Below are 24051 nucleotides of genomic sequence, written 5' to 3' on the forward strand. Positions count from 1 at the left end.
TAGTAGTCCTGGCATCTAATTTCAAATTAAAAAAACATACAGTATGCCATAACAACTATCCCTATTTAAATATTAGTTTAAATATCCTTATTTATAAGTCGTGCACAATTTGTCTTATACCCATGTGCTTTCATTGCCAAACAGATTTCATCTGCTAAAAATAAATGGGCTTTAGTAGTTGGGTGAATTTCATCCCAGAAAAGGTAATCATCAGGGTTAGCACAAACATGATAATTTTTCTCGTTAGGCGCGAAATTTTTATCCTTATACTGCAGAGTTTGTGCGTACTCTAATACGAAGTTCCCCTTAAAAGGTGAATCGGCTGACAGCTTAAACATAGGGAATTTAACATCTATACAGGCATCGGTTACATTTTTAAAGCCAAAGAGAACTGGATTTTCTATGGCTTTATGCAAAATCGGCTGAATATCAATAAAGAGAAAATCAACATCAGGAAAAGAATTTTGCCATTCCATTACCTTCTGTGCTAATCGCTCATTATGCGTTTGGCTAACATAATTTAATAAATCACTATCCGCTGTATTTAAATAGCGGGGAGCAACGCCTATTGAGGGAACACCCAAAATAACGAAACGTTTAGCACCAGCTTTAACTAATTTTTTTACAGACCCGCCTATCCCATCAATAACATTATCTATATAAGCACTTAGCTTAGTAGAATCATAATTATCGGCAAATCTAAAAGTATTAAGATAATCATTACCACCAGTGAAAACGAAATAAACAGTTTCATCACTTAGTTGTTCATTAACTAATAAATAAGCTTGAACCGTTAAACCAAGGCTTGGCGGAATCAATTTGCCTACAATTAAGTTTTTAACTGTTAACAGCGGATGGCGTATTAAATTCCATACGGTTAATTGGTAATCATAGGTAACAGCCCAACTACCACCAAAAGCTTTATTGGTAAAATAGCGCTTATCTTCTCTATCAACTGAAAGCATAGGTGCTAAATACTCATCCCAAACTCGACCATTAGAGAAATGATCTTGCCAATAAGGGGCACCAGGTAAAATAGGAGCTTTTTTAATATTTGAAATAAGAGAGGCAAGCATAGGGCCTACACCGGTGTCAAAAAAGTCGGTTACGATATCAATACCTGTATCTAACAGAATTTGCGGAACATAATATTCTTCAGCAAATTCAGTCATTTTGTTAATTACAAATACTTTAACAGGGTAAACAAGGTAGGCGGGGCTTTCTTCTTGTCTTAGGCTCTTTAAAAGATGTGTTGTATTACCTGTATCAGAAAGGCTATCGCCAAAAATTACTATAGATTTAACAGGCGCCTCTGCCTTTACTACGACAGGTAAAAAAAATGCTAATATACATAACGCCCTGCACAACTTTGTGCAATATGACATAGTCCCCTCCTTAGGTTAAAAAAAATCCCTTTACTTACTTTACTTGCTCAAAAAACCGACAGTGATTGCTTTGACAAGGCTCATCAATAATTATCAGTTTGAGATAGGCTACTTTTAGATTAAAGACTGATGTTCATTTATTGTCAATCTGATTAGCATGTAGCTTTCATTTTTCTTTATTTATTTTTATAACTAAGTCTTTAAATGTGGATAATATACTACTTATTTTTTTTTAAAAGACGAGCTCGATCGCGTTGCCAATCCCGCTCTTTAATTGTATCTCTTTTATCGTGCGTCTTTTTACCTTTTGCCAATGCTAATTTCATCTTTACAAGGTTTTTCCGCCAATATAAAGATAAGGGAATCAAAGTATAGCCTTGCCTTTCTACACTGCCAATTAATTTATTTAATTCCTGCTTACTTAATAAAAGCTTTCGCGTTCGTATAGGATCTGGATATAAATGCTTTGCAGCAGTAGGCAACGGTTGAATTTGCGCTCCTAATAAAAATGCCTCGCCATGTTTAATAATAACATGAGCATCGGATAAATTTATCTTACCAGCACGCAGACTTTTTACTTCCCAACCTTGAAGTACAAGACCTGCTTCATATTCATCCTCAATAAAATAATCAAAACGAGCTTTTTTATTTAAGGCTATAGAAGTATTTTGTTCTTTACCACTCATTAATTGTCTAACCGAAATACAAAAGCCACAGTATAACATTGGCTATGAAAATTGATAAGCATTCACAGTTTATGTTCCATGGTTTAAGTTAGTCGTTGATTGGGCACACAAGTTAATGAAGTAAAAATGGTATAGCGTTATCAACTAAATTTTAGACAAAATATCAGACAATAATAATGTGAAATTGTTTGTTCAAACTAAATTATAAATATAAAATGAAAGAGCTATTTCATAAATTGAGGATTATTCATGAAGATTGGTGATAAGGTAGCGGACTTACAATTTACAGCAACTAATGGTACCACTGCCAATTTAGCTAATTATCGTGGCCAGTGGATAATACTTTATTTTTATCCAAAAGATGCAACACCAGGCTGTACAACGCAAGGACAAAACTTTCGCGATTCCTATAGCTTGTTTCAAGCATTAAATACCATTATTTTTGGTATTTCGCGTGATAGTATTAAATCTCATGAAAACTTCAAAGCAAAACAAGCGTTTCAGTTTGAGCTTATCAGTGATGAGGATGAAAAATTTTGTCATCTATTTGATGTCATTAAGATAAAAAATATGTATGGCAAACAAGTACAAGGAATCGAACGGAGTACTTTTATTATTAATCCTGAAGGTATTTTAAGTTATGAATGGCGACGAGTTAGCGTTCCTAACCATGTAAATGAGGTACTGGCTACTTTAAAAGAACTACAGCAAAAAGAAACGACAGTAACCGATAATTCTCATTATTGATAGATTAATTACTATTAATAAACTAATAAGGAGCTTGACGATAGTAAGTCAGGTTATCACAATGGATGCTTTTGGCTGATGGAGTAGTTTATGGCTGACAAGGGATATAAGAACAAGCTGTTTGTACTTGATACAAACATCATGATGAGTGATCCAACAGCAATTTATCGTTTTGACGAGCATGATATTTATTTACCTATGGTTGTACTAGAAGAATTAGACAGCCATAAGACCGGGCTTTCTGATGTAGCTCGTAACGTTCGCCAAACAAATCGAATGTTAGTTGAATTAATGAGCGGCGCCACTCATAAAGAGATTGTTGAGGGGCTTTCAATTCCAAGCTTTCTACATCACGATAATAATAAAAGTACTGGTCGATTATTTTTTCAAACGGACGACTTTGAGCAAATTAGATCAAGCACACTACCTGGTCATAAGCCTGATAATACACTACTAGCAACAGCATTAGGTTTACAAAAAAAATATCCTGAAAGACAAATCATTATTATCTCTAAAGATATTAATCTACGAATTAAAGCAGGTATCCTAGGTATTAAAGCTGAGGATTACTATAATGATCAGGTCCTCGATGATGTTAGTTTATTACATAGTGGTTTACATATCTTAGATAATAATTTTTGGGATACACATGTTAAAGACATGAATGCTTGGCAAGAGAGTGGTAAAAGTTTTTATAAAATTAGTGGTCCAATAACACACCACTGGAATCCTAATGATTGCTTAAGCACTGAAGATAATCAGTTTCTAGCTATTGTAAAAAAAGTTGAGGCAGAACATGCCATTATTCAAGTTGCTCGTGATTACACTCAACCTAAACATACCGTATGGGGAATTAATGCCCGCAATAGAGAACAGAATTTTTCTTTAAATTTACTACTTGATCCTGATGTAGATTTCGTAACCTTGCAAGGGTCTGCAGGTACCGGAAAAACCCTACTTACTATTGCAGCAGGTTTAACTCAAGTTTTAGATCAAAATCGCTATGCTGAAATTATTATGACCAGAGTAACTATTCCCGTTGGTGAAGATATCGGCTTTTTACCGGGAACTGAGGAAGAAAAAATGACGCCTTGGATGGGCGCATTAATGGATAATTTGGAAGTACTACATAGCTCCCAAGAAGGCGGTAGTTTTGGCCGTAATGCTACCCAAGATTTATTACAAAATAAAATTAAAATTCGTTCTTTAAATTATATGCGAGGACGAACTTTTTTAAACCGCTTTATCATTATTGATGAGGCACAAAATTTAACCCCAAAACAAATTAAAACACTCGTTACCCGTGCAGGCCCCGGTACTAAAGTGGTTTGTTTGGGTGATATTAAACAAATTGATACACCTTATTTAACTGAAACAACATCGGGCCTTACATTTGCAGTTGATCGTTTTAAACATTGGGAACACAGCGCACATATGACTTTATTACGTGGTGAACGATCAAGGCTTGCTTATTATGCAGCTGAACATTTATAGTACGCCTTTTATAAGAGGATAATGAATGATGAATAACCATGCCATCACGTTTGATGATGTGTTATTAGTTCCTGCTTACAATCACCATGAATCTAGACGAGTTGTGGATACTAGTATGACGGACCGTTTAGGTAAACTTAGCTTACAACTACCCGTCATTAGTTCCAATATGGATACCATTACTGAAAGTAAAATGGCTAATTTTATGTCCAGTAAAGGTGGTATCGGGGCACTACATCGGTTTTTAAGTATTGATGATAATATTGCTGAGTTTAAACGCTGTACAGGACCTGTATTTGTTTCTGTAGGTTGTAGTGAAGCCGAGTTGCAACGTGCTGAGGCACTAAGAGATGCTGGTGCCGATTATTTTTGCGTAGATGTTGCGCATGCTCATGCTAAATATGTTGGTAAGACATTAAAAAGTCTACGTAAAATATTAGGAACACGTTGTATTATGGCTGGCAATGTTGCGACTTACGCTGGCGCTGATTATTTAGCATCTTGCGGTGCCGATATCATTAAAGCAGGTATTGGAGGCGGCTCTGTCTGTAGCACTCGAGTTAAAACTGGTTTTGGCATTCCTATGTTAACTTGTATTCAAGACTGTGCTCGCACTGATCGTTCAATTGTCGCTGATGGTGGTATTCGTACTTCAGGTGATATTGTAAAAGCTTTAGCTTTTGGCGCTGATTTTGTCATGATTGGCGGAATGCTCGCTGGTACCGATCCAACACCAAGCGATATTATTACTAAAGAAAATGGTGATAAAGTTAAACGGTATCGTGGTATGGCTTCTCGAGAGGCGCAAGAAGAGTTTTTAGGCCAAATGCATGAATGGAAGACGGCTGAAGGTGTAGCAACTGAAGTACCTTATCGGGATAATCAAGATGCTATTATTGCGGATATTGTCGGGGGATTACGCTCTGGCTTAACTTACGCCGGAGCAGATACTATTGCTGAATTACAACGTAAATTAAATTATGTCGTTGTTACTCAAGCTGGACGCATAGAAAGCTTACCGCATAAATTGATGGGCGTTTAAGTAAAAACCCTAAAGTAGATTTATGCTAGCACTGATTAAATAAGTAATAAATTAGGTGGTATCTTAAATCTTGACTGAAGGCTGAATTTAAGTATTGTTCGGACTAACATGATATATAATGCGTACAGGATAGTCCTATATACACATTTGAATGCATTATTTTCGCTCAAATGTAACAAATACAGCCTTTCAGTATATAAGATTGAGTTGTTACTTAAATAATTAATTACCTAAAGAGCAAGTACTTCTGGATTTGCTTCAACAAACTCTACAACTTGGCCTGCATCCATACCACCACCGCCACCTAGAGCAGCATTTTGACTGCCTAAATCACTACTATATTGATCTAAAGGACCTTGCGAAGCCATATCCATAGAACCGCCTCCAGCACCACTATCCATAGCCATACCAGGATCTGCATCTAAAGAACTCTCTGAAGCTTCATCCTCAGTAGAGTCATTCTTCTTAGATTTATGCTTGGACTTTTTCTTAGAATCCTCTTCATCATCATCGTCATTACCAGGCAGAAAATAATCCATTATTATCATTTCAGCCGATTCTGAATCGTTACTTAAAGGTTCTCCATTGGCAAGCGAAGTCTCCTCATCTTCTTCTAAACCTACATCGTCTATTTCAGCTGAACTTAAAGCATCGCTCATACCGGCAAAATCAACACTGTCACCACCGGCTTGAGTGCCTCCTGGGCTATCGCCAAGGCTAGAATCACTACCCATACCAGCTGGACCTGGAGCGTCAGCTACACCTGCACTATCACCGCCCGCTGGGCTGTCACCTAAGCCAGGGCTACTACTAAAACCTGCCATTCCACCTGCTGGACTTAAATCAGCCATAGCAATCACCTTTGATTAATTATATGTACTACGTGTTATTAAACTAACACTACTAAATAAATTGTATTAATATTTAAGTTAATATCAATTCTACGCTAATTAAGTTAATTATAAACCAAATTGACTTAAATTTTACAATTTTTTAGCAATTAGGGTTACTATAATGCAACATGAAGATTTTCGCTGTATTTATATGGGTAAACAGCTATATACCATAAGTTTAAAAGATACTGATATAGTAGCGCCTATTAAGTTAACTAATGGCAAAGCGCAAAACGCACTTTTACTTTTGCATGGCTTTTCTTCCACACCTGGGGTCTATCGTTTTTTATTACCTTCCATTCGAGAGTATTATGACTCATTAATCGTACCCGCTTTACCAGGTCATGCAGACAGTATTAAATCTTTCAGTCAATTAAGAGCACAGGAATTATTCGACTTTGCAGAACAAACTTGCAAACTTTTAATTGAAAATTATGAGCATGTTGATGTATTAGGTTTATCTTTGGGCGGCCTATTAGCCTGTTATTTAAGTAGCAAATATAATTTACGCCATCTTTACTTATTAGCTCCAGCCTTAGATTTAACATTAAATATAAAAAGTACTATGCGATTAATTCAATTTTTAAAGATATTAGGATTTGATAGTATTCGCAGTGCCGCTGGTAATATGTACCTGTCTTCTAAACAACAACAAATATACCAACAAATGGTGCTAAAGGAAGGTTTTAATCTAGAAGAATTTAGAGGTGGTGAAATTGCTTATCGTCAAATACCTTTAACAACCAGCTTTGAAGTATTAAGATTTATTCAACAGTTTCAATTTATAGCTCCCACCTGCCCAACAGATTTGTTTTTAGGCGCTCATGATATGGTAGTCGATAGCCAGCAAGTTGCTAATCGTTTTAAAACCTGCTCCGAAGTCAACATACACTGGCTAGCTAACTCGTCACATGTTCTACCATTAGATAATGATCTTCAAGACATTATTCAGTGTATTCAAGCTAATGCTTAAATTTTAAATTCAAAAGATATTACGGCCTATTTGCGAACATAATTAAATCAATAATAGCGCAGATGAGTAACTTGAATCCTGGCAAACGATTTATTTGAAAAATGTTTGGACAAAAAATATTGAAAAAGCGCACGGTAGTCTTATAAATAAGCATTTTAAAATATTATTTTTGTTTGAGAGGTACCTAATATAGCCTTTGGAAAAGTGGGAGATGGGCGATTACTTAAATCATTGCTTATAATAAATTAAAGGAGAAGATAGCTTATCTAACTGACGGAGCAGTTTTAATGAGCGATAAAAAAATAATTATATTATCTGAAGATAAGACCTTAGATATTGCCCAGACTGAACCTTATTCAGTGCAATTTATCACTACATTAGATGAATTTTCTGCTAATGAATGTTTTTTATTAGGGATGCAGGTTAATAAACTTTCGTCTTGGACTTTGCTACAACAATTAAGAAAATTACCAAACGCCAAGCTTATTCCGCTTTTTTATATTGGTGAGATTGATGAGCGTCTTAGCTCACTATACGATGGTCTTCTAGATAATAGGTCGATAGAAATTGCTGATCAAATAAATAAATGTATAACACAAATTTCAACCGTCTATAACCATGCGATTACCTACTGTGAAAAATTAATTTTAAATTATCTATTTACGCGCAAGGATTATTTATTAACAGGATTTATTGATTACCATGTTTCTTCTGCAATTGAATATCCATTAATACGTTTTTTAACACCAGAAAGTCAAGAACAGGATGGTTCTTCTCTCTTAGAAGCTATGGCCGAGGATGAACTAATAAAACCTTGCGCTATTAAAGGTGAAGTTCAAACCTGTCCATATTGTCATTCAATTGCTGTGGTTGGAAATGATATTATTCGTTGCAAGGCATGTAAAAGCACTTTATCAAAAATGGCTTTAAAAGAAGCCGATGATCTATCTTGCCCATACTGCCAAGGCCAATTAGAGCCTACAACTAAGCCTAATGAAATTCATTTGCCAGCCCCTTTTTATCAACGCACTTTAGAAAATCCTATTATCTGCCTGGATTGCAAAAAGCAATCTACACAGACTGAGTTAATTAGTAGGAAATGTTTTGCTTATAAAATTACACCTGAGGGTGAAAATTTTGTGAGGGGCATTAATTTAGAACTTAGTTACCTAATTAGTGAAAAAGCTAATGTGCAGGCATTAGTAAACTTGACTAGTAATTTAAAGATTATACCTACAGTAGCAGAACTTCCTAAACGTGGCTGTTTTGCTGTAATAATAGATTTAAGCCTTGACTGGCAAAATATACTCAAAGAATTACGTAGGCAAAATTATTATCATTTAACTCCCATTTTTTATTTAGGTGAATTTACAGCTCAACCCGAATTAATACTTTTTGATGGCCCATTTAACACTAATTTTTTAGTTGTCGCTGCAGAAATAAATGAAAATATGCGCTCTTTACATTACAATGAAAATTATCAGGCTATTAATCATCATGAATGGCGTATACTAAGTTATTTATTTACTCGTCCTAAAAATAGCTTAATTCCTCTCTTAAATTATCAACTAACTGATGCTTTTCATTATCCTGTAATCGATTTATTCGAACAGGAAGAAAAAATAGATATTTGGGAGCATCTACAAGGCATGGCTACCCGCAGCCTTTTAAAGCAAGGAAAAATTATTAATGAAGTACAATCTTGCCTACATTGCCATGCAGGTTTATTAAATTTTACTAGCAACTGTCCAAACTGTCATTCTGTTGATATCCGTGAGCAGCAATTTATTCACTGTTTTACCTGTGGCAATATTGGCCCGATTTCAGAGTTTATGCTGCGAGGACAATTACGCTGTAGCCGTTGTCACGTTAAATTAAGACACATTGGAATTGATTATGATAAACCGTTAGAAGATAAATTATGCCTAAATTGCACTCAGTCTTTTTTTGAATATGAAGTTAATGTAACTTGCCTAGTTTGCAAAAAACAAACCCTTCCTCAAGATCTACTAACTAGAAAACTTTATGAATACCACCTTGATCGGTATGGTAGTAATCTCGTTAAAGGAACGGAGCAAAGACTCTTTAGTAATGTGCCACAGCTTTTTAAATTTGTTGATTTTAATGCGTTTATGGCTCTTGTAAAATGGAATGTAAAAATGGCTAAACGTTTTAAAAATCTTTCCTTTAGTTTGCTAGCAGTTAATATTTTAAATCAAGATGATTTAATGTTGCAATTTGGTTTAATAGAGGTAGAAAAATTATTATATGATCTTTTTGAAGGCCTACGCTCAATCTTTCGAGAAATAGATCTCTGCACTAAAGATGAAGATCAGCTTATTTTCTTCTTGCCAATGACCGATGAAAATGCCAATACTTTTATCATCAAAAAAATACAGAACTTTCTAGAAAAAACATGGCGCAAACGTGAACCTAAAATTAAAATCGGCTTAAGTTATATTTCATCTACAGAAATTATAAAACTAGATTTAAGTGAAGATTTATTGTTATCTGAATTACGAGGATGGGTAACCTATGAACAATGATCTTTATTATGAAGTTATCTATCATTTAATTTCTATCATTAAAAATGATGGAGAATTAAGCTTAGCCTTGCTTTTTTTTCCTTACGTTATCCTTATGGAAATGCCTTTTAACATAATTATTATTCTTGCAAGTATTAGAAACTGGTTAAGGAGAGGAAATACAACACCTTACGGACTAAATAGTTACCCTTTAATTACAGTAATAATTACGTCCTATAATGAAAGCAAAGAAGAATTAAATATTACAATGCGCTCATTAGCCGAACAAAATTATCCAGGTAAAATAGAAAGTATTTTCATTTTTGATGGCGCAAATAATAATAAATTGAGTATTCGCTTTGCTGAAGAATTAATGTTGGCCTATAAAGGTATTCGTAATCGTGAATTTAGAATAGTTAAAAAATTCACTCGCGGCGGCCATGCTAATTCTATGAATTTAGGCTTAAGGTTAGCTAAGGGAAATATTTTTGTTATGCTGGATGCTGATACCTCTATTGATAATCAAAGCATTAGTTGGGCTGTACGCCACTTTAATGACCCCAATGTTATATGCGTTTCCGGCGCAGTTCGAGTCCGCAATTTTAAAGACACAATATTAACTCGCCTACAAGCTATTGAATATATGCTTGGTATTCAACTTGGCCGCTTTGGCTTAAGCGAAGTTAATGCGGTAAATAATATTTCCGGTGCTTTTGGTATTTTTAAAACGGATTTTATACGAAGAATAGGCGGCTGGCTAAATGGTACAGCAGAAGATTTAGATTTAACATTACGAATGCATGCCTATAGTAGCCGCTATCCAAATTTAAAGATTGTCCATGAGCCGTATGCGGTTGCCTGGACAGCTGCTCCAAAAAAAGTTAGAAAACTATTGAAACAGCGCATGCGCTGGGATGGTGATTTGTATTACATTTTTGTGCGTAGGCACTGGCGCAAATTCAGCGGTCGCTTTTTAGGTCGTACAAAAAATATTTTTATGATTTGGTATAGCTTGTATTTTCAATTAACCTTGCCATTTATTATCCTCTTTTATACGATTTGGTTATTTCTCCATTATGATCTTGGCTTTTTGATTGCTATTAATAGTTTAATTTATGCTTATTATTTAACAGTAGAAATTTTTTTATTTTTATTATTTCTTATTCTTGTTTCAGAACGGCCTAGACAGGATGCCAAGTTGTTTGGATGGCTGTTTCTTATGCCAATTTACTTGCAAATTATGCGCTTAGTTGCAGGCTATTTTATTATACGTGAGATGATATTTAAAACGCATAAAACATCAAGTATGGCTCCATGGTATATAATTAGAAAAACAAAATAAATAATAAACTCTTATGGGTATTTTTTTAAAAATAGAAAATAAACAGCCTTTAGCACCAATACCTTATAAAGCACCTGGCGTATCTAGGATGCGATGGTATTTGCTTGTTTTGCTTTTATGCTTACCTATGGGTTTCTTAATGTATAAATTCTTAAAAGAATTCCTCTTTGTTCAATTTAGTGGCTCGGTTGTTTATGATACTTTCTTAATTCGAGCCCCAGACGAAGGCTACATTCAGAATATGGCTGTTACAGATGGCCAGCCTGTTCGGCGAGGTGAGGTACTACTGCAAATGAGTTCGCCTAAACTAACTGGCAAATTAAATTATCTATTGAGTGAAAAATTCCGTATTAGTAACCTTATTAATAATTTAAGAAACGCTAATCAAGCTGAACTCACCAATGCCTTAAAAGTAGCTGAGCAAGACATTATCGATAGTCAAAAAACTTATGAGAGATTTAAAAAATATTTTAATGAAGGAAATTTAATTACACTTCAGTTAGAGGAGGCAAGGAAAAATTACTCAGCAGCTCAACAAAATTATTCTACCATTAAACAAAAAATTTCTGAGAATGCATTGCAGCATAATACATTATTGGAAGTTAATTATAATCGCCGTCTAGAAGAAATAAATAGTGAAATTAAATTAATTCAAGCGCAACTTAATAATTTTATTATTCATGCACCGCAACAAGGCACTATCATGAATTCGGAAGCCCATGTTGGTGAGTATGTTCAAGTAGGTACAAACTTACTTACTGTAGTAACAGATAACAATTTAAAAATAAAAGCTTATATTGAACCTAAATATAGCTCTGTAGCCACATTTGGCAAAAAGGTCATGATTCAATTTCCGAATCGCGAAAAAATTCCAGGTATTATTGTTAACTCGCCACGTTACGCGCAACAATTGCCATCTTCGCAATCGAATCCTTTAGCAACAAGAGAAAATAAGTTAGTCGCTATTATTGCTCCAAAGCAGCCTGTACCTAAAGAATATCGCGTCTATGGCATTCCTGTACAAGTAAGCTTAGAATAATTTACTATTTATTATAGCGAGTATACTCTTCAACAAATGGATTATTTAAATCACGCATATCTAGTACAGCGCCATCAAAAGCCATAAAATCCGTTTTCATATCTGGAATTTCATAGAAATAAATATCACTAGCATCGGTTGCTAAAGTATGTTGTCTTTTAGTGGCAAGTAATTCTGCAACTGCACGCTGATGCGTTTTTGCAAAAATACGTTTAGCACGTAAATAACGACCTTTAAATTGCGCATAATCCCATAGCTCTAAATCTAGCTTATTTGCTATACCTGCTAACTGAATAATAGAGTGACCTTTGCCGCGAATAGTTAACCAATCACTTTTTATCCAATGCAGGTTAATATTAGCATCACCACGTAACTTAAGCTCAGCCAGTTTGACAACCCCACTTAAATGAATAGTGGGATTTCCAGTAATAGCAAACTGTAAATTAGAAGATTTAATACCTTGAATATTGATAGAGCCTGGCCCATGAACTTCAAGGCGACCTAGATTAATATTTCCGCCTAGATGAGTTTGGCCAGGATTGGTAATAAATAAATCTAGTAATCCTGACTTTAAATGCCGACCATTAATTGTACCATTCCCTTCATAAGAAAAAGTATTTAAATGGCGGGTGCGAATTTCCAGATTAATTGGCCCATGTTGGGGAAATGCATCTAATAGTGAAACAAATAATTTACCATTAGCGACAGGCGCAATGCTTATTTGCGCTAAATCACGCGGATCACCACGTAAAATCACTTTTGATTTAGCATAACCTGTATGTAAACTAACGTTTATTTTACCGTGTACAAAGACATCATTGAAAGCAGGTAATACTCGTGTTTGCGTAGTTTTATTAACTGCAAGAGGTGTTTCTGGCGTAGCAACATATGTTCGAGTGCACCCTGCAAAAAATAATATTAGAAAAATTAATATTAATGAGCGACTTAACATACGTTACTTGTCCATTTGAATTTATTTTCCTACATTATACCCAAAATCCTTCAAAATGCGATTTGTGGCTCAAAACCTCGCATTTTGCAAAATTTGAGTATAAACGAACTTAGATAAGCGCAAGTTTAATAGATATCTTGGGAAACTGCCATTGCCGGCCAGTCTCAAACGAGAAAAGCACTTCAAAATGCTCATTTACTCCCTGTAAGCTGCGCTTTTTTAGCGCCTTTCTCTTAATCTTGTCTCGTCACTTAAAGTTTTTGCAAAAATCTAATGCTGAAATCTTAGTAATATTTTCTTTAAATCAAAAGGCTGAAAAGTTGATTTAGAGAAATTTGAAATATTAACTACCGATGGGCAGCCATCATAACGATTAAGCTCTTGTGCTTTTTTAATTAGAGAACTCAGTGGTTCATTAAATGGAATTAACGCCGGTAGTTGCACAAAAATATCAACTAAATAACCATTTTTACAGCCTAAATATACTTTATTTGGTGCATTTTTACCAAAAGATTGCTCTATAACTTGACGAAGCTGTGTCAATGGCACGCGCTGTCCTAAATGATTATGCAGGTAATCACCAAATAAAGTAGCCTGCATTTCTTGCGTTAAACGTAGCGCTAGAGAGAAATAATCATCATTAGACAAGATTTGACAACTACCATGTTTATACCATTCATGCCGCTCCAAGCAACTTCCTACTGCAAAACTAGGCATAAGCAATTTTAATAAATTGGCCACCTTTTCACTAAAATTTAGGGCGGGATAGTCACAATGATTAGCTTGCGGTGTGATGCCACAAAATCCATACGATTGCCCACAATCTGCTTGGTTAGGCCATAAACCATGCAAAACTAGATGGCTAGCTTGGTAACTATTAGGTGAAAGATGTAAACACTCAGGTTTTCCTGCTTCATACCCGTAAGTTTGGCAAAAGCCTGGTTGCCAACTTAGCGCTAATACATAACTATCAGCCATGCCCGGGACTTGTTGACAATTATTTACCTGATCTGGCTCAAAATTTGCCTGGCCACAATTAATACTTACCCAGCGTAAGGGATACTCCGTATTTTCTGAAATTTCAATACGTAACCAGTCTGGATTATTTAGCCGATTAATTTCTCTAATTTGATAGTGTGTATTAGGCTGAGTAAACAAACCATCAGGATTGGTTCTTTTATTTTTTGATAAATAGGCGGGGCAAGTCTCTGTTGCTATTAATTTACCACTAGCAGGAAATGCTAAAACGTTAAATGAGAATAAGAATAACCAAAAACTAACCCAGTATTTCATATACGCATCCTAGCAAGAGTTTTGTTTATTATACTGTTTTATCAGACGGATACGAGTATTATTTGCTAAAGGTGTTAAAATTATATGGCATTAGTTCTTACAGAAAGATAAAGCCAAGGTAAATGGCTTTTATCTAGAAATATCTTTACTAACAAGCTCATCTTTCCTGTCAATAACAGACAGACAGCTATTGACAGGAGATGAAAAAAAGCAGATTAAACAGCAGTTACTTCTTCTGCCTGCAGTCCTTTAGGACCTTTGGTCACAGTAAATTTTACTTTTTGACCTTCAAGCAGTGTTTTACGACCAGCAGCACTCACAATTGAGCGAAAATGAACGAAAACATCATCTTGACCATTATCACGGCTAATAAAGCCGTAGCCTTTATCATCATTAAACCACTTAACGTGGCCAGTTTCTATAGCAGACATTTATACTTTCCAATTTAAATTAAACACACACTTGCCCTTTCAAGCCAATAATAAAAGCATCGTATGATTCTATTGCGCGATAAATATGCCACTTTGGAATACAAAGGAAGGATGTTATGCACTGGTAGTAACAATGTTTCATTTAGGATTGCTAGAATGCAAGTAATTTCATTATAACCTACATTCATTCAAATTGCATCATCAGTACTGAGAATTAATTAGCGTAATAGACAATTTAACTAGCACAAGGTGAAATTGTCTAGTAATTTAGACTCATTTAGTAGTGCAAGTGGAGTTGTTTAATGAGTAAAGCTAAATTATGTTTATATTTAATCTTAATTAATCTTTTAAGTTTCCCTGTGAGCCTAGGGTATGCAAAAGATAATTCTATTGTGTTAATTACAGCTCCAAGTGTACTCGCAGTCCCTATTAAAGATAATCACGAACCCTTAATTGATTTAAAAAATCAACAGAAAATCGCTTACGGTGATTCTCCTGAAATACCCAATAATCATGATTACACAAAATTAAGAAAAACAGTCTATCAGAAATTAATTCAAGCCCAAAAGTTACTACCTCATGGTTTACACTTTTGTTTGTATGAAGGCTATCGCAGCATAAATTTACAAAAGCAACTTTTTGCTAAACGCTTTAATATAGTTAAAAAAGAGCATCCAACTTGGCCAACTGAAAAAATCTTTCAAGAAACCACTAAATTAGTTTCTCCCGTAATTAATTTAGATAACACTCAAAACATACCTGCTCATTCTACAGGTGGTACTTTTGATATTTATTTAATTGATGATTTAGGTAAGCCTATTGAAATGGGTATTCATCCTAAAGACTGGTTGCAAGACGATGGTTCCTTGTCATTGACAGCATCAAAAAAGATTTCACAAAAAGCACAGAAATATCGCACCATTATGAGCAACGCCTTAACTGCTGTTGGCTTTATCAATTATCCAACTGAATACTGGCATTGGTCTTATGGAGATAGGTATTGGGCCTTTATGGCCCAGAAGCCATATGCAATTTATGGCAGTTATGAGTAAAACGTTTAATGTTACTTTAAGTGCTAACCTTTATTGCAGGATCATTTGGCAATGATCTAATTAACACGTCCTTGCTTTAAGTCCTGCTAGTTAGTGTCAATACTAGGTTACTTGCTCACGCTTATTATTTAAGTTATTGGATAGGGTTAAGTGGCTTTAATGGTGGCCTATTTTTATTCATTTTACTAGTTGAAACCACTTTATAATTAGCAATTAAACGCCATAATTTTTCGCCCTGCCAGTTTGATTGTTTAGAATGATAAAGTTCTTTTGCCAATTCACTAATTTCCCGTCTTATAGCTGGATCACTAATAAGCTTATTTACAGCCGCAAGATTTAAGAATTCTGTATCTGGCCATTGCCAACGTGCCCAATTTAGTAAAGCTATTTCAGCTTTTTTGGGATTATTAGTTAGGCAGGCTTTTTTTAATTGAGCAAATAGTTTCTTTTTACTAGTGCCAGTACTTCCTCCTCTCATACCACTTTGTGTCCACCACCATAATAGTACGGTTAAAATCCATGCCAAGGCTAATCCTCCTACCAGCCACCAAGCCAGATTAATATTGCTGGAATTAACTAGAGGATTTATTGATTGAGAATCATCACGTGTTTCATCTTTAACTTTAAAAGTAGACGTTCTAGGCTGCTGTTCATCACTGGTTGATGTTAATGTGGTGTCTTTAGATGTGTTATTAGCAGAGGAATTGTCAGTATTGGCTGTAACATTTAGAGTTAAGGCTGGCAAAGTAGCAGTTTCTACTTTGTTCGTAATAGTATTAAACCAAGGTAATTGCACCGCTGGTAAGGTAATGTTACCAACTTTATTTAATAAATAAGTTAAATTAATAGTTGTTGTACCAATAAGTTCCAGTTGGTGAAAACTATTTTTTTCAATAAGTTTTTCCGGATAAACACTAAATTGGTCTGTACTATTGAATGCTAAGTTTGGTAATAATTGTGCTGGTGCACCTATTGCTTGTAAAGTAATTGTACGTCTTAAGGTATTTCCTTGCTGTAACGTTTTTATATCTTGATCATATTTTTCAGTTAAATTAACTTGTTTAGCCGGTAGCCAATTTTTTCCTTGAAAATTTGCTGGCACAGGCTTTACTTTTAATTTATTTTCTAAAGCCTGTACTTGAATAGGCTCGGGAACCGCATCATAAATTAAAGCATTAAAAGTTGGTGGCGTAATAGTCAAATTACCACTTTTCTGTGGAAAAATAGCATACTGTTGTTCTTCTACAGAATAAATTCTACCATTTTCAACTACTTGGGAACGTCGCCCATCTCCCAAAGGAATTAACAATGCATCGTCAATTTGTGGGCCTTGATAGTTAACGTTCAGCAAGCGTCGACTATTATATAATTTAACGGTATAAATAACTTGTTCGTTAACATAGGGGTGATCATTACTAAGCTCAGCAGTTAATATTACATCCTGCTGTTTATCATTTACTGAAGACTTAGAAGTGCGTGAATCATTAACCACTTCTATGGTTTTAGGCTGTGTATATTCTTGACCTACTTGGATAGCAGGAATAGTTAAAGTACCCGTCTTTTTAGGCAATAAGAGGATTACCCACTGATTGCTAGAGGTAGCATTACCATTAATAATGCTGTAATTAGTGCTTCTTTCTGTGCCAACGATAGTGAAATTTGCTTGCAACGGCACTAAGTCTGGCACGCCTGCTGGCGCTTTATCATTATTAATAATGAGACGAAAAGCTTCTCCCTTATGAACTTTTGCTGTATCAACTTGGACACTAAGTTCGGCTTGGACAATACTACTATAAAGTATGATAAAAATTGCAAAAATTAGTTTTTTCATTGATACCACCCCTGTTGCCTACGAATGTAATCACGAAGAAACTTCTCTCTTAATAATCCGCCTGGGTCATCTGGAATCAACCTTAGCCATTGTTCTTTTGCCTGCTCTTTTTCTTGCTCCTGGGAAGATTGACTAGCGACCTGTTGATTATCAGGCTTTTGTTGATTTTGTTTAGCCTGTTGCTGGTTATCTTTTTGATTTTGTCTATTTTCTTGATTCTCTGTTTGTTGCTTCTCTGCTTCATTATTTTTTTGATCTGTTGAAGAATTTTGCTGCTTATTTTGCTTATTAGCTTGCTGATTATCAGAATTGTTATTTTGATTATTCTGCTGTTTAGGTTCACTATCTTTCTGCTGACCATTTTGCTGTTTATTATTATTAGAAGAGGATTGTTGTTTTTGCTTACTTTGTTGGTCATTTTGACCATTACTTTCTTGTTGTTTATTTTGCTCGGAATTAGTTTGTTTTTCTTTTTGCTTTTTTAATAAATCTTCTAGTAAGCGACGATTATATAAAGCATCTTTATTATTGGGATTGATAGCCAAGGCCTTATTATAGGCTTTTATCGCTTCTTCGTACTTACCTAAATGGGCTAACGCATTACCTTGATTATAAAAACTTTCTGGCGTTTTTAAGCTATTAAACATTTGGGCTGCGCTTTGATAGTCACCTGCTCTATAGGCTGCGCTAGCTCGCCAAGCAGGTTCTGTAAATACTGTTTGTGCTTTTTTAAATTGACCGCGCTGCATTAATTTCTCGCCTTGTTGATCTTTTGTAATCCAAAGATCTTGCCATGTTAGCGCATAGCTATTAGTAGTTATAACCAACAATAGCAACAGCTTTAATAATGTCATGAATCTACCCTCTGCAGCCAACCTCGCCGGAATACTGGTAATAATAAGAGAAGTGCTGGTAATAAAAACCACCTTCCCTCATCGCGCCAGATCGGAACATCTTTATATTCACTTTGAGTAAATCTCTGCTTTTTATTACTTTTAGCCAACCATTGTCTGAGTTGTGAGCCATTAGATAAAGTTAAAACTTCTCCTTTACCAGATTTAGCAAGCGAGGAAAATAAAGGAGACAAAGCATCTTTAGCAATCATAGGTACAATAGAAGTTACAATACCTTGAGCGGCCAATTTTTTGGCAATATTGTTCGCCTCATTGCTAGGCGGCGTTGCCGTTAAAACAAGCAACTGGCCTTCGTTAAATCCAGCCTGTTTAATTAGTTTTGCACCTTCATCAAGTGCGTCACTCAATTTCTGACCACCAATAGGCATTATTTCTGGAGTTAATGATGGTAACAAGGAATCAATTGTTTTAGCATCATCAGTTAAAGGGGAAACAACAAAAGGTTGTCCTGTGAAAACAATCAACCCTAACTGCCCTACATTGGTTTGAGTAAGCAAGTCATGTAATATAAATTTAGCTCTGCTTAGTCTATCTGGCTTTAAGTCAGAATCTAACATATTTTCTGACATATCTAAGATAATAACACGTGGCTGTATTGCTTGAAATGCAGGTACCGGCAAACGACTCCAACTAGGTCCGGCTAAACTAATTATTAGCAAAATACCGGCGCATAATAAAAAGAGAAGACTTCTATAGCGCTTGCCTACTTCTTGAGATTTAATTAAATGATTTAATAAATGACTGTCGCAAACTGCACCCCAAGATTGCAAGCGTGGGTTTTGGCGGAGTAATTGCCAGTATAATAAAGTTAGAGGCAATAAAGCTATTAACCACCAAGGGCGTAGAAAGTGAAACTCCGTTATCATTCATTGACCTCATTTAAATTACGATTCAAAGGTAGATGAAATAGCTTAAATAAGCCTGCTCTTTCACTTAACCAATAGAAAAATAATAATAATGCGATCCCTAAAGGCCAGGGGTAGTACTCTTTTTGTGGGCGCACCGTCGCTTGTTCTTGTGCTGTTGTCTCTAATTTATTGATAGTATGATAAATTGCTTGCAACGATTCAGGATCAGTGGCACGAAAATAACGACCACCTGTAAGGTTGGCTACCTCTTTGAGAGTTTGTTCATCTAGATCAGCCCCGGCATTAAAGGTGAAAAAAGGGTCATTAGGCACTGGTATTTCTGCGTCTGAGCCAAGTCCAATCGTATAAACTTTTATCTTATCTTGCTTTGCTAATTCAGCCGCCTTTAACGGTGCTAACACACCAGAATTATTTGCACCATCAGTTAATAATATAATAACTCTACTTGCTGGTGGAACGTCTTGTAATCGCTTGACAGCTAAACCTAATGCATCGCCGATAGATGTTGTTTTACCAGCTAATCCAACTGTTGCATCGTCAAGACGCATTAAGACATTATGTCTATCAAAAGTTAATGGTGTCTGCAAATAGGCTTGACTACCAAATAAAATTAATCCAATACGATCGCCCACTCTAGATCGCACAAACGTTTTTGCAGCCTGTCTTACTACTGTCAATCGGCTAACAGGTTGACCATTGAGCAGCATATCGTTTAGTTCCATGCTACCGGATAAATCAAGGACCATCATAATATTACGCCCTTCGCGAGCTAGAGGTATTGGCTCGCCTACCCAACGTGGTCCGGCGGCTGCCAAAACAATTAAAGACCAAATAAGAAAAAACAAACCAACTTGAGCAGGTTTTGCTAGTGCTAATTTATCTGTATCAATTATCGATTCTAGCGCTTTATAAAAAGGAAGTTTTAATGCTGCTGGTAAAATTAAAGTAGCAGGTCGAAGAAGAAGCCATATAAAAAATGGCAATATAATAAATATTAAAAGCCAAGGTAGCGCTAATTCGAACATGGTATACCTCGCTGTTTTATCCAGGCATAGGCGCGAGTAAATAAGGGTTTTAAGTTAGCTTTTTGACTTTGATTTTGATAAGGCATCTCCAATAAATATTGGCGAACTGCATTAAAATTAATATCTTTAGATGAATTATTTAAAAAATTGATCCAAGCTTCACCTTGCAAGCTAGCGACCTCTTGCCGCGGAAAATAAGCTAGGGCAACTCGGCGTAATAATTCAGAAACCTTTGCACAAGTAGTAGAAGTATCACTATTTTGTAAATAGTCTTGTTCATACTTTGCTAATAATTGGTAAGCTTGTCGTTTAGCTCGTCCATATTTGTAATAACGATACGCTATTGTTATGAGTAGACTAACAATGATTATAATTAAGCCAATTAAAATATACCAACCAGGCGCCAGAGGCCACCAACCTATAGGGTTAGGTAAATGAATATCATGCAATTTAGCTAATACCGGATCAGCCACGTTGCCTCCGGGGAAAGGTTACATTAACTAACTGGGGTAAATCTGTCTCAGCAGTTAATTGTGAATAAGGAATTTGTAAGCGTTTTAAGTTAGTCTGAATAGCAGATTGCTGTCTATCGCACCAATTTTGATAACCTTGTTGTAACTTCGCATAAGTTGTATCTAACAATAGCTCTTTTTTACCATCTGTAATAGCGTATAAAGCTGGTTTTGGTGGCGAAAGTTCTAATGGATCACAAATATGATAAGCAAGTAAATCATTACTAATTTTTAAACGTCGTAAGTGAGATTCACATTCATTATTTAATTCATAAAAATCACTAATTAAAATAATAAGACTTCCTGGCCTAATAATATGATGTAATTTACTTAAAATTTTATTTAAAGGTACTGCCTGATTTTCATTTTGTAGGTGGCGAAACTGCTTTGTATAATGAGTAAGCGCTGCTAAAATGGGCAGAACACCCATCTCACGAGCTTTAGGCATAAATTCACTATGCTCTTTGGGCGAAAATAGCAGTGCGCCTAATCTGTCTTCTTGATTAATTGCAGCCCAAGCAATTAATGCCGCTAAACGCGCAGCAATAACTGATTTAAAAGCGTATCGCGTCCCGAAATACATAGAAGGGTTAAAGTCAACCAGCAAAATAACTGGCCTCTCCCTTTCTTCTTCATAAACTTTAATATGTGGCCGCCCAGTACGAGCAGTTACCCGCCACTCCATATGCCGTATTTCATCACCGGCTTGATAATGTCTAGCCTCAGCAAAGTCCATACCTCGCCCACGAATACGAGAAAGATGATTACCAGCTTTTACTGCTTTAGCTGCTATATAATTGCGCTTTCGATTAACCAGGCGCTTTAACGCAATTAATTCATTAAGCTCTGTAATAATTCCGTCAGCCATACTCTTCCTAAGGAATTGCTACTAAACGTAATAGTGAATCAATAAAATCATCACTATTAATACCTTCAGCTTCTGCTTCATAACTTAATAAAATACGATGCCTTAATACATCATGAGCAATAGTATGAATATCATCAGGTGTGACAAAGTCTCGACCAGAAAGCCAGGCATGCGCTTTAGAACAACGATCTAGAGCTATCGTTGCTCGTGGACTTGCCCCGAAACGTAACCAGCGACCTAATTCACTGCTATAAACATTAGGATTGCGGGTCGCAACAACAAGTTGTACAAGGTAGTTTTCTAATGCCTCACTCATATGTACATTTAAGACTTGTTGCCGTGCTATAAAAAGTGTCCGCTGGTCTAGCGGTCGAATATTAAATTCGGACTTTTCTTGAGTATTATATAAGCCTAACGCTTCACGACGTGCTAATTTTAAAATATCATGTTCTACAGAAGCGTCAGGATAATCAATTTTTACATACATTAAAAAGCGATCAAGTTGTGCTTCAGGTAATGGATAAGTTCCTTCTTGTTCAATTGGGTTTTGCGTTGCCATAACTAAAAACAATTCTGGTAACGGATAAGTCTTACCGCCAATTGTAACTTGCCTTTCAGCCATAGCTTCTAGTAAAGCTGCTTGCACCTTTGCCGGTGCGCGATTGATTTCATCAGCCAGTAAAAGATGATGAAAAATAGGCCCTGGTTGAAATACGAAAGACCCATCTTGAGGATGAAAAATATCTGTACCTGTTAAATCACCCGGTAATAAATCTGGTGTAAATTGAATACGATGAAACCTACCCTCAACAACGGCAGATAACTCTTTTACGGCTCGTGTTTTAGCAAGCCCCGGTGCTCCTTCAACAAGCAAATGTCCATCGGCAAGGAGAGCAATTAACAAACGCGATACTAACTCTCGTTGACCAAGAATACGTTGATTAAGATAATTATTTAATTGCAAAATTTGCTGTTGTATCATTTCTATCTTGCTAAGGTCTAACTGCTCCATTTCTTTTACCATATGCAAAAAAAGATAATCGTATCTTGAAATTTAAAGAATGCCAAGTTGCTTAGACTAGATTCACTGTAAAGAAGTTTTAATTATTTGCCGAAATTATAACCAAAAATTAGCCACAGCAACAATACTAGGTAGCTATTTTAACGCTTAAACAATTAGCATTAAACCAAGGAAAAAAAATGAAACTAGTTTACTTAAAAACCTGCTCATTATTTGATAAATTAAAATTAGTTTTATCTCTCACGATAATAAATTTATTATTAAATATTAATTTACATGCGGCTACATCCTGCCAACTTGTTGTTGATGGGCCTGTTAAGATGAAAACAAAGTTGGGAATACTAGATTTAAAAGCAGTTAATGCTACTTCTATCTCGCCTAAATTAACACAGAATATTTTTACAAATCTAGATGATCTTTACGGTCTAACTAAAAATAATAAAACTTGGTTTTTCCGTATTAATTCTTTAATTTCTGCACTACCAAATGATAATATTTATCTTGTCACATGGGCTAATAATGACATTCCTCCTATAGGAACCTATGAAATAGCAGCCTATGATGCAACTCGTAAACCAAAATTTAAGCATACCTTAGATACTATTGGTGATAGTATTACCTGGGTTGGAAATGGGAAATATTTACGCTGTTTATTGCGTGATCAGGGCCTAGCTTACGATTTTAAAGGAAGTCATATTGATCCCTTTGGATTTGGCCATGATGCCGAAGGTGGTGATACTACTGAAAATGTCCTAGCACGTATAAACAAAATACCTACTACTGATGCTTATTTTTTGCTCATTGGAACTAATGATCGAGTAGCGCCAGAAATGACGGTAAATAATATTTTGCAAATTGCTAAACAGCTTAGTGCGAAAAATAAGCAAGCTAAAATCTATATCAGTACGCTTCTTCCACGAAATGATGATTATACTGACCATAGTCAAGCCGTTAATAAACTGTTGTTACAAACAAAAAATATTTGCCCAAATTGCGTGCTTGTTGATGTAGGCGGTGATTTTTATGCTTTAAAGAATTGGCAGCAATATTTGCCTGATAATTTACATCCTAGCTTTGAAGGTTATGTTGCATTAAGTAAACTAATTAATAATGCTATAACTAAAGCTGATAAGGGTTTAGTAACTAAGCACTAATGT

The 24051-nt window shown here is 35.5% G+C and carries 22 protein-coding genes; 9 read left to right on the plus strand and 13 right to left on the minus strand.

Annotation, left to right across the window (positions count from 1 at the left end; translation table 11 throughout):
* Positions 1–77: 77 nt before the first annotated feature.
* Both plaC and smpB read right to left on the minus strand, forming a co-directional pair.
* The gene (gene plaC / locus ACNVED_RS14285; protein WP_419419651.1) at positions 78–1385 is read right to left on the minus strand and encodes a lysophospholipase/glycerophospholipid:cholesterol acyltransferase PlaC; all 1308 of its coding nucleotides are present in this window, start codon (positions 1383–1385) and stop codon (positions 78–80) included.
* Between the two features lie 218 nt (positions 1386–1603).
* A complete protein-coding gene (gene smpB / locus ACNVED_RS14290; RefSeq protein ID WP_419419652.1) occupies positions 1604–2071 on the minus strand; it encodes an SsrA-binding protein SmpB in 468 nt (155 codons plus the stop codon).
* A 249-nt stretch (positions 2072–2320) separates the two neighbouring features.
* Here smpB and ACNVED_RS14295 point away from each other — a divergent pair, with 249 nt between their 5' ends.
* The 3 genes from ACNVED_RS14295 (at position 2321) to ACNVED_RS14305 (ending at position 5354) form a co-directional block, all read left to right on the plus strand.
* On the plus strand, positions 2321–2818 hold the full coding sequence (locus tag ACNVED_RS14295) for a peroxiredoxin (RefSeq protein ID WP_419419653.1): 498 nt from the start codon (positions 2321–2323) through the stop codon (positions 2816–2818).
* Between the two features lie 90 nt (positions 2819–2908).
* A complete protein-coding gene (locus ACNVED_RS14300; RefSeq protein WP_419419654.1) occupies positions 2909–4312 on the plus strand; it encodes a PhoH family protein in 1404 nt (467 codons plus the stop codon).
* Positions 4313–4340: 28 nt separating this feature from the next.
* Positions 4341–5354, plus strand: a complete 1014-nt coding sequence (locus ACNVED_RS14305) for a guanosine monophosphate reductase (RefSeq protein WP_419421212.1) — start codon at positions 4341–4343, stop codon at positions 5352–5354.
* A 230-nt stretch (positions 5355–5584) separates the two neighbouring features.
* Here the strand turns inward: ACNVED_RS14305 and ACNVED_RS14310 are convergent, their stop codons facing one another.
* Entirely contained in the window at positions 5585–6205 is a 621-nt protein-coding gene (locus ACNVED_RS14310; RefSeq protein WP_419419655.1) for a hypothetical protein, read from the minus strand.
* Positions 6206–6368: 163 nt separating this feature from the next.
* Between ACNVED_RS14310 and ACNVED_RS14315 the strand changes: the two genes are divergently transcribed.
* The 4 genes from ACNVED_RS14315 to ACNVED_RS14330 all read left to right on the plus strand — a co-directional run bounded on the left by ACNVED_RS14315 (position 6369) and on the right by ACNVED_RS14330 (position 12126).
* On the plus strand, positions 6369–7220 hold the full coding sequence (locus ACNVED_RS14315; RefSeq protein ID WP_419419656.1) for an alpha/beta hydrolase: 852 nt from the start codon (positions 6369–6371) through the stop codon (positions 7218–7220).
* A 287-nt stretch (positions 7221–7507) separates the two neighbouring features.
* On the plus strand, positions 7508–9766 hold the full coding sequence (locus tag ACNVED_RS14320; protein WP_419419657.1) for a hypothetical protein: 2259 nt from the start codon (positions 7508–7510) through the stop codon (positions 9764–9766).
* Positions 9756–11087 (plus strand): glycosyltransferase family 2 protein, encoded by a 1332-nt coding sequence (locus tag ACNVED_RS14325; RefSeq protein WP_419419658.1) that lies wholly within the window; start codon positions 9756–9758, stop codon positions 11085–11087. Before ACNVED_RS14320 ends, ACNVED_RS14325 begins: the two co-directional genes overlap by 11 nt.
* A gap of 13 nt (positions 11088–11100) precedes the next feature.
* A complete protein-coding gene (locus ACNVED_RS14330; protein WP_419419659.1) occupies positions 11101–12126 on the plus strand; it encodes an HlyD family secretion protein in 1026 nt (341 codons plus the stop codon).
* Between the two features lie 4 nt (positions 12127–12130).
* Here the strand turns inward: ACNVED_RS14330 and ACNVED_RS14335 are convergent, their stop codons facing one another.
* From ACNVED_RS14335 to ACNVED_RS14345, 3 genes are all read right to left on the minus strand, one after another.
* Complete coding sequence (locus ACNVED_RS14335; RefSeq protein ID WP_419419660.1) at positions 12131–13078, minus strand: GIN domain-containing protein; 948 nt, start codon at positions 13076–13078, stop codon at positions 12131–12133.
* A 270-nt stretch (positions 13079–13348) separates the two neighbouring features.
* Positions 13349–14371, minus strand: a complete 1023-nt coding sequence (locus ACNVED_RS14340; protein WP_419419661.1) for a ribonuclease T2 family protein — start codon at positions 14369–14371, stop codon at positions 13349–13351.
* Between the two features lie 215 nt (positions 14372–14586).
* The gene (locus tag ACNVED_RS14345) at positions 14587–14802 is read right to left on the minus strand and encodes a cold-shock protein (protein ID WP_115332360.1); all 216 of its coding nucleotides are present in this window, start codon (positions 14800–14802) and stop codon (positions 14587–14589) included.
* Between the two features lie 302 nt (positions 14803–15104).
* On the opposite strand from ACNVED_RS14345, the gene ACNVED_RS14350 reads away from it, so the two are divergent.
* Positions 15105–15854: a M15 family metallopeptidase gene (locus tag ACNVED_RS14350; protein ID WP_419419662.1), complete on the plus strand. Its 750-nt coding sequence runs from the start codon at positions 15105–15107 to the stop codon at positions 15852–15854.
* A gap of 133 nt (positions 15855–15987) precedes the next feature.
* Here the strand turns inward: ACNVED_RS14350 and ACNVED_RS14355 are convergent, their stop codons facing one another.
* From ACNVED_RS14355 to ACNVED_RS14385, 7 genes are read right to left on the minus strand one after another with little or no spacing between them, the layout of a single operon-like run.
* Positions 15988–17685 carry a BatD family protein gene (locus ACNVED_RS14355; protein WP_419419663.1) on the minus strand — a complete coding sequence of 566 codons (1698 nt, stop codon included), beginning with the start codon at positions 17683–17685 and terminating at the stop codon, positions 15988–15990.
* Positions 17682–18539, minus strand: a complete 858-nt coding sequence (locus ACNVED_RS14360) for a tetratricopeptide repeat protein (protein ID WP_419419664.1) — start codon at positions 18537–18539, stop codon at positions 17682–17684. Before ACNVED_RS14360 ends, ACNVED_RS14355 begins: the two co-directional genes overlap by 4 nt.
* Positions 18536–19465 carry a vWA domain-containing protein gene (locus ACNVED_RS14365; protein WP_419419665.1) on the minus strand — a complete coding sequence of 310 codons (930 nt, stop codon included), beginning with the start codon at positions 19463–19465 and terminating at the stop codon, positions 18536–18538. The genes ACNVED_RS14360 and ACNVED_RS14365 overlap by 4 nt, the downstream gene beginning before the upstream one ends.
* Positions 19462–20493 (minus strand): vWA domain-containing protein, encoded by a 1032-nt coding sequence (locus tag ACNVED_RS14370; RefSeq protein ID WP_419419666.1) that lies wholly within the window; start codon positions 20491–20493, stop codon positions 19462–19464. Before ACNVED_RS14370 ends, ACNVED_RS14365 begins: the two co-directional genes overlap by 4 nt.
* Complete coding sequence (locus tag ACNVED_RS14375; protein ID WP_419419667.1) at positions 20481–20966, minus strand: DUF4381 domain-containing protein; 486 nt, start codon at positions 20964–20966, stop codon at positions 20481–20483. The genes ACNVED_RS14370 and ACNVED_RS14375 overlap by 13 nt, the downstream gene beginning before the upstream one ends.
* Complete coding sequence (locus ACNVED_RS14380) at positions 20959–21873, minus strand: DUF58 domain-containing protein (protein ID WP_419419668.1); 915 nt, start codon at positions 21871–21873, stop codon at positions 20959–20961. Before ACNVED_RS14380 ends, ACNVED_RS14375 begins: the two co-directional genes overlap by 8 nt.
* Before the next feature lie 7 nt (positions 21874–21880).
* Positions 21881–22885, minus strand: a complete 1005-nt coding sequence (locus ACNVED_RS14385; RefSeq protein WP_419419669.1) for an AAA family ATPase — start codon at positions 22883–22885, stop codon at positions 21881–21883.
* 188 nt (positions 22886–23073) lie between these two features.
* On the opposite strand from ACNVED_RS14385, the gene ACNVED_RS14390 reads away from it, so the two are divergent.
* Entirely contained in the window at positions 23074–24048 is a 975-nt protein-coding gene (locus tag ACNVED_RS14390) for an SGNH/GDSL hydrolase family protein (RefSeq protein ID WP_419419670.1), read from the plus strand.
* The last annotated feature ends 3 nt before the right edge of the window (positions 24049–24051 follow it).

The organism is Legionella sp. D16C41 (genome assembly GCF_048541585.1).
In the GTDB taxonomy this organism is placed as follows: domain Bacteria; phylum Pseudomonadota; class Gammaproteobacteria; order Legionellales; family Legionellaceae; genus Legionella_C.

Coding starts and splice junctions, on each gene's coding strand:
- plaC (WP_419419651.1), bottom strand. CDS start 1,385: ATGTCATATTGCACAAAGTTGTGCAGGGCGTTATGTATATTAGCATTT.
- smpB (WP_419419652.1), bottom strand. CDS start 2,071: ATGAGTGGTAAAGAACAAAATACTTCTATAGCCTTAAATAAAAAAGCT.
- ACNVED_RS14295 (WP_419419653.1), top strand. CDS start 2,321: ATGAAGATTGGTGATAAGGTAGCGGACTTACAATTTACAGCAACTAAT.
- ACNVED_RS14300 (WP_419419654.1), top strand. CDS start 2,909: ATGGCTGACAAGGGATATAAGAACAAGCTGTTTGTACTTGATACAAAC.
- ACNVED_RS14305 (WP_419421212.1), top strand. CDS start 4,341: ATGAATAACCATGCCATCACGTTTGATGATGTGTTATTAGTTCCTGCT.
- ACNVED_RS14310 (WP_419419655.1), bottom strand. CDS start 6,205: ATGGCTGATTTAAGTCCAGCAGGTGGAATGGCAGGTTTTAGTAGTAGC.
- ACNVED_RS14315 (WP_419419656.1), top strand. CDS start 6,369: ATGCAACATGAAGATTTTCGCTGTATTTATATGGGTAAACAGCTATAT.
- ACNVED_RS14320 (WP_419419657.1), top strand. CDS start 7,508: ATGAGCGATAAAAAAATAATTATATTATCTGAAGATAAGACCTTAGAT.
- ACNVED_RS14325 (WP_419419658.1), top strand. CDS start 9,756: ATGAACAATGATCTTTATTATGAAGTTATCTATCATTTAATTTCTATC.
- ACNVED_RS14330 (WP_419419659.1), top strand. CDS start 11,101: ATGGGTATTTTTTTAAAAATAGAAAATAAACAGCCTTTAGCACCAATA.
- ACNVED_RS14335 (WP_419419660.1), bottom strand. CDS start 13,078: ATGTTAAGTCGCTCATTAATATTAATTTTTCTAATATTATTTTTTGCA.
- ACNVED_RS14340 (WP_419419661.1), bottom strand. CDS start 14,371: ATGAAATACTGGGTTAGTTTTTGGTTATTCTTATTCTCATTTAACGTT.
- ACNVED_RS14345 (WP_115332360.1), bottom strand. CDS start 14,802: ATGTCTGCTATAGAAACTGGCCACGTTAAGTGGTTTAATGATGATAAA.
- ACNVED_RS14350 (WP_419419662.1), top strand. CDS start 15,105: ATGAGTAAAGCTAAATTATGTTTATATTTAATCTTAATTAATCTTTTA.
- ACNVED_RS14355 (WP_419419663.1), bottom strand. CDS start 17,685: ATGAAAAAACTAATTTTTGCAATTTTTATCATACTTTATAGTAGTATT.
- ACNVED_RS14360 (WP_419419664.1), bottom strand. CDS start 18,539: ATGACATTATTAAAGCTGTTGCTATTGTTGGTTATAACTACTAATAGC.
- ACNVED_RS14365 (WP_419419665.1), bottom strand. CDS start 19,465: ATGATAACGGAGTTTCACTTTCTACGCCCTTGGTGGTTAATAGCTTTA.
- ACNVED_RS14370 (WP_419419666.1), bottom strand. CDS start 20,493: ATGTTCGAATTAGCGCTACCTTGGCTTTTAATATTTATTATATTGCCA.
- ACNVED_RS14380 (WP_419419668.1), bottom strand. CDS start 21,873: ATGGCTGACGGAATTATTACAGAGCTTAATGAATTAATTGCGTTAAAG.
- ACNVED_RS14385 (WP_419419669.1), bottom strand. CDS start 22,885: ATGGAGCAGTTAGACCTTAGCAAGATAGAAATGATACAACAGCAAATT.
- ACNVED_RS14390 (WP_419419670.1), top strand. CDS start 23,074: ATGAAACTAGTTTACTTAAAAACCTGCTCATTATTTGATAAATTAAAA.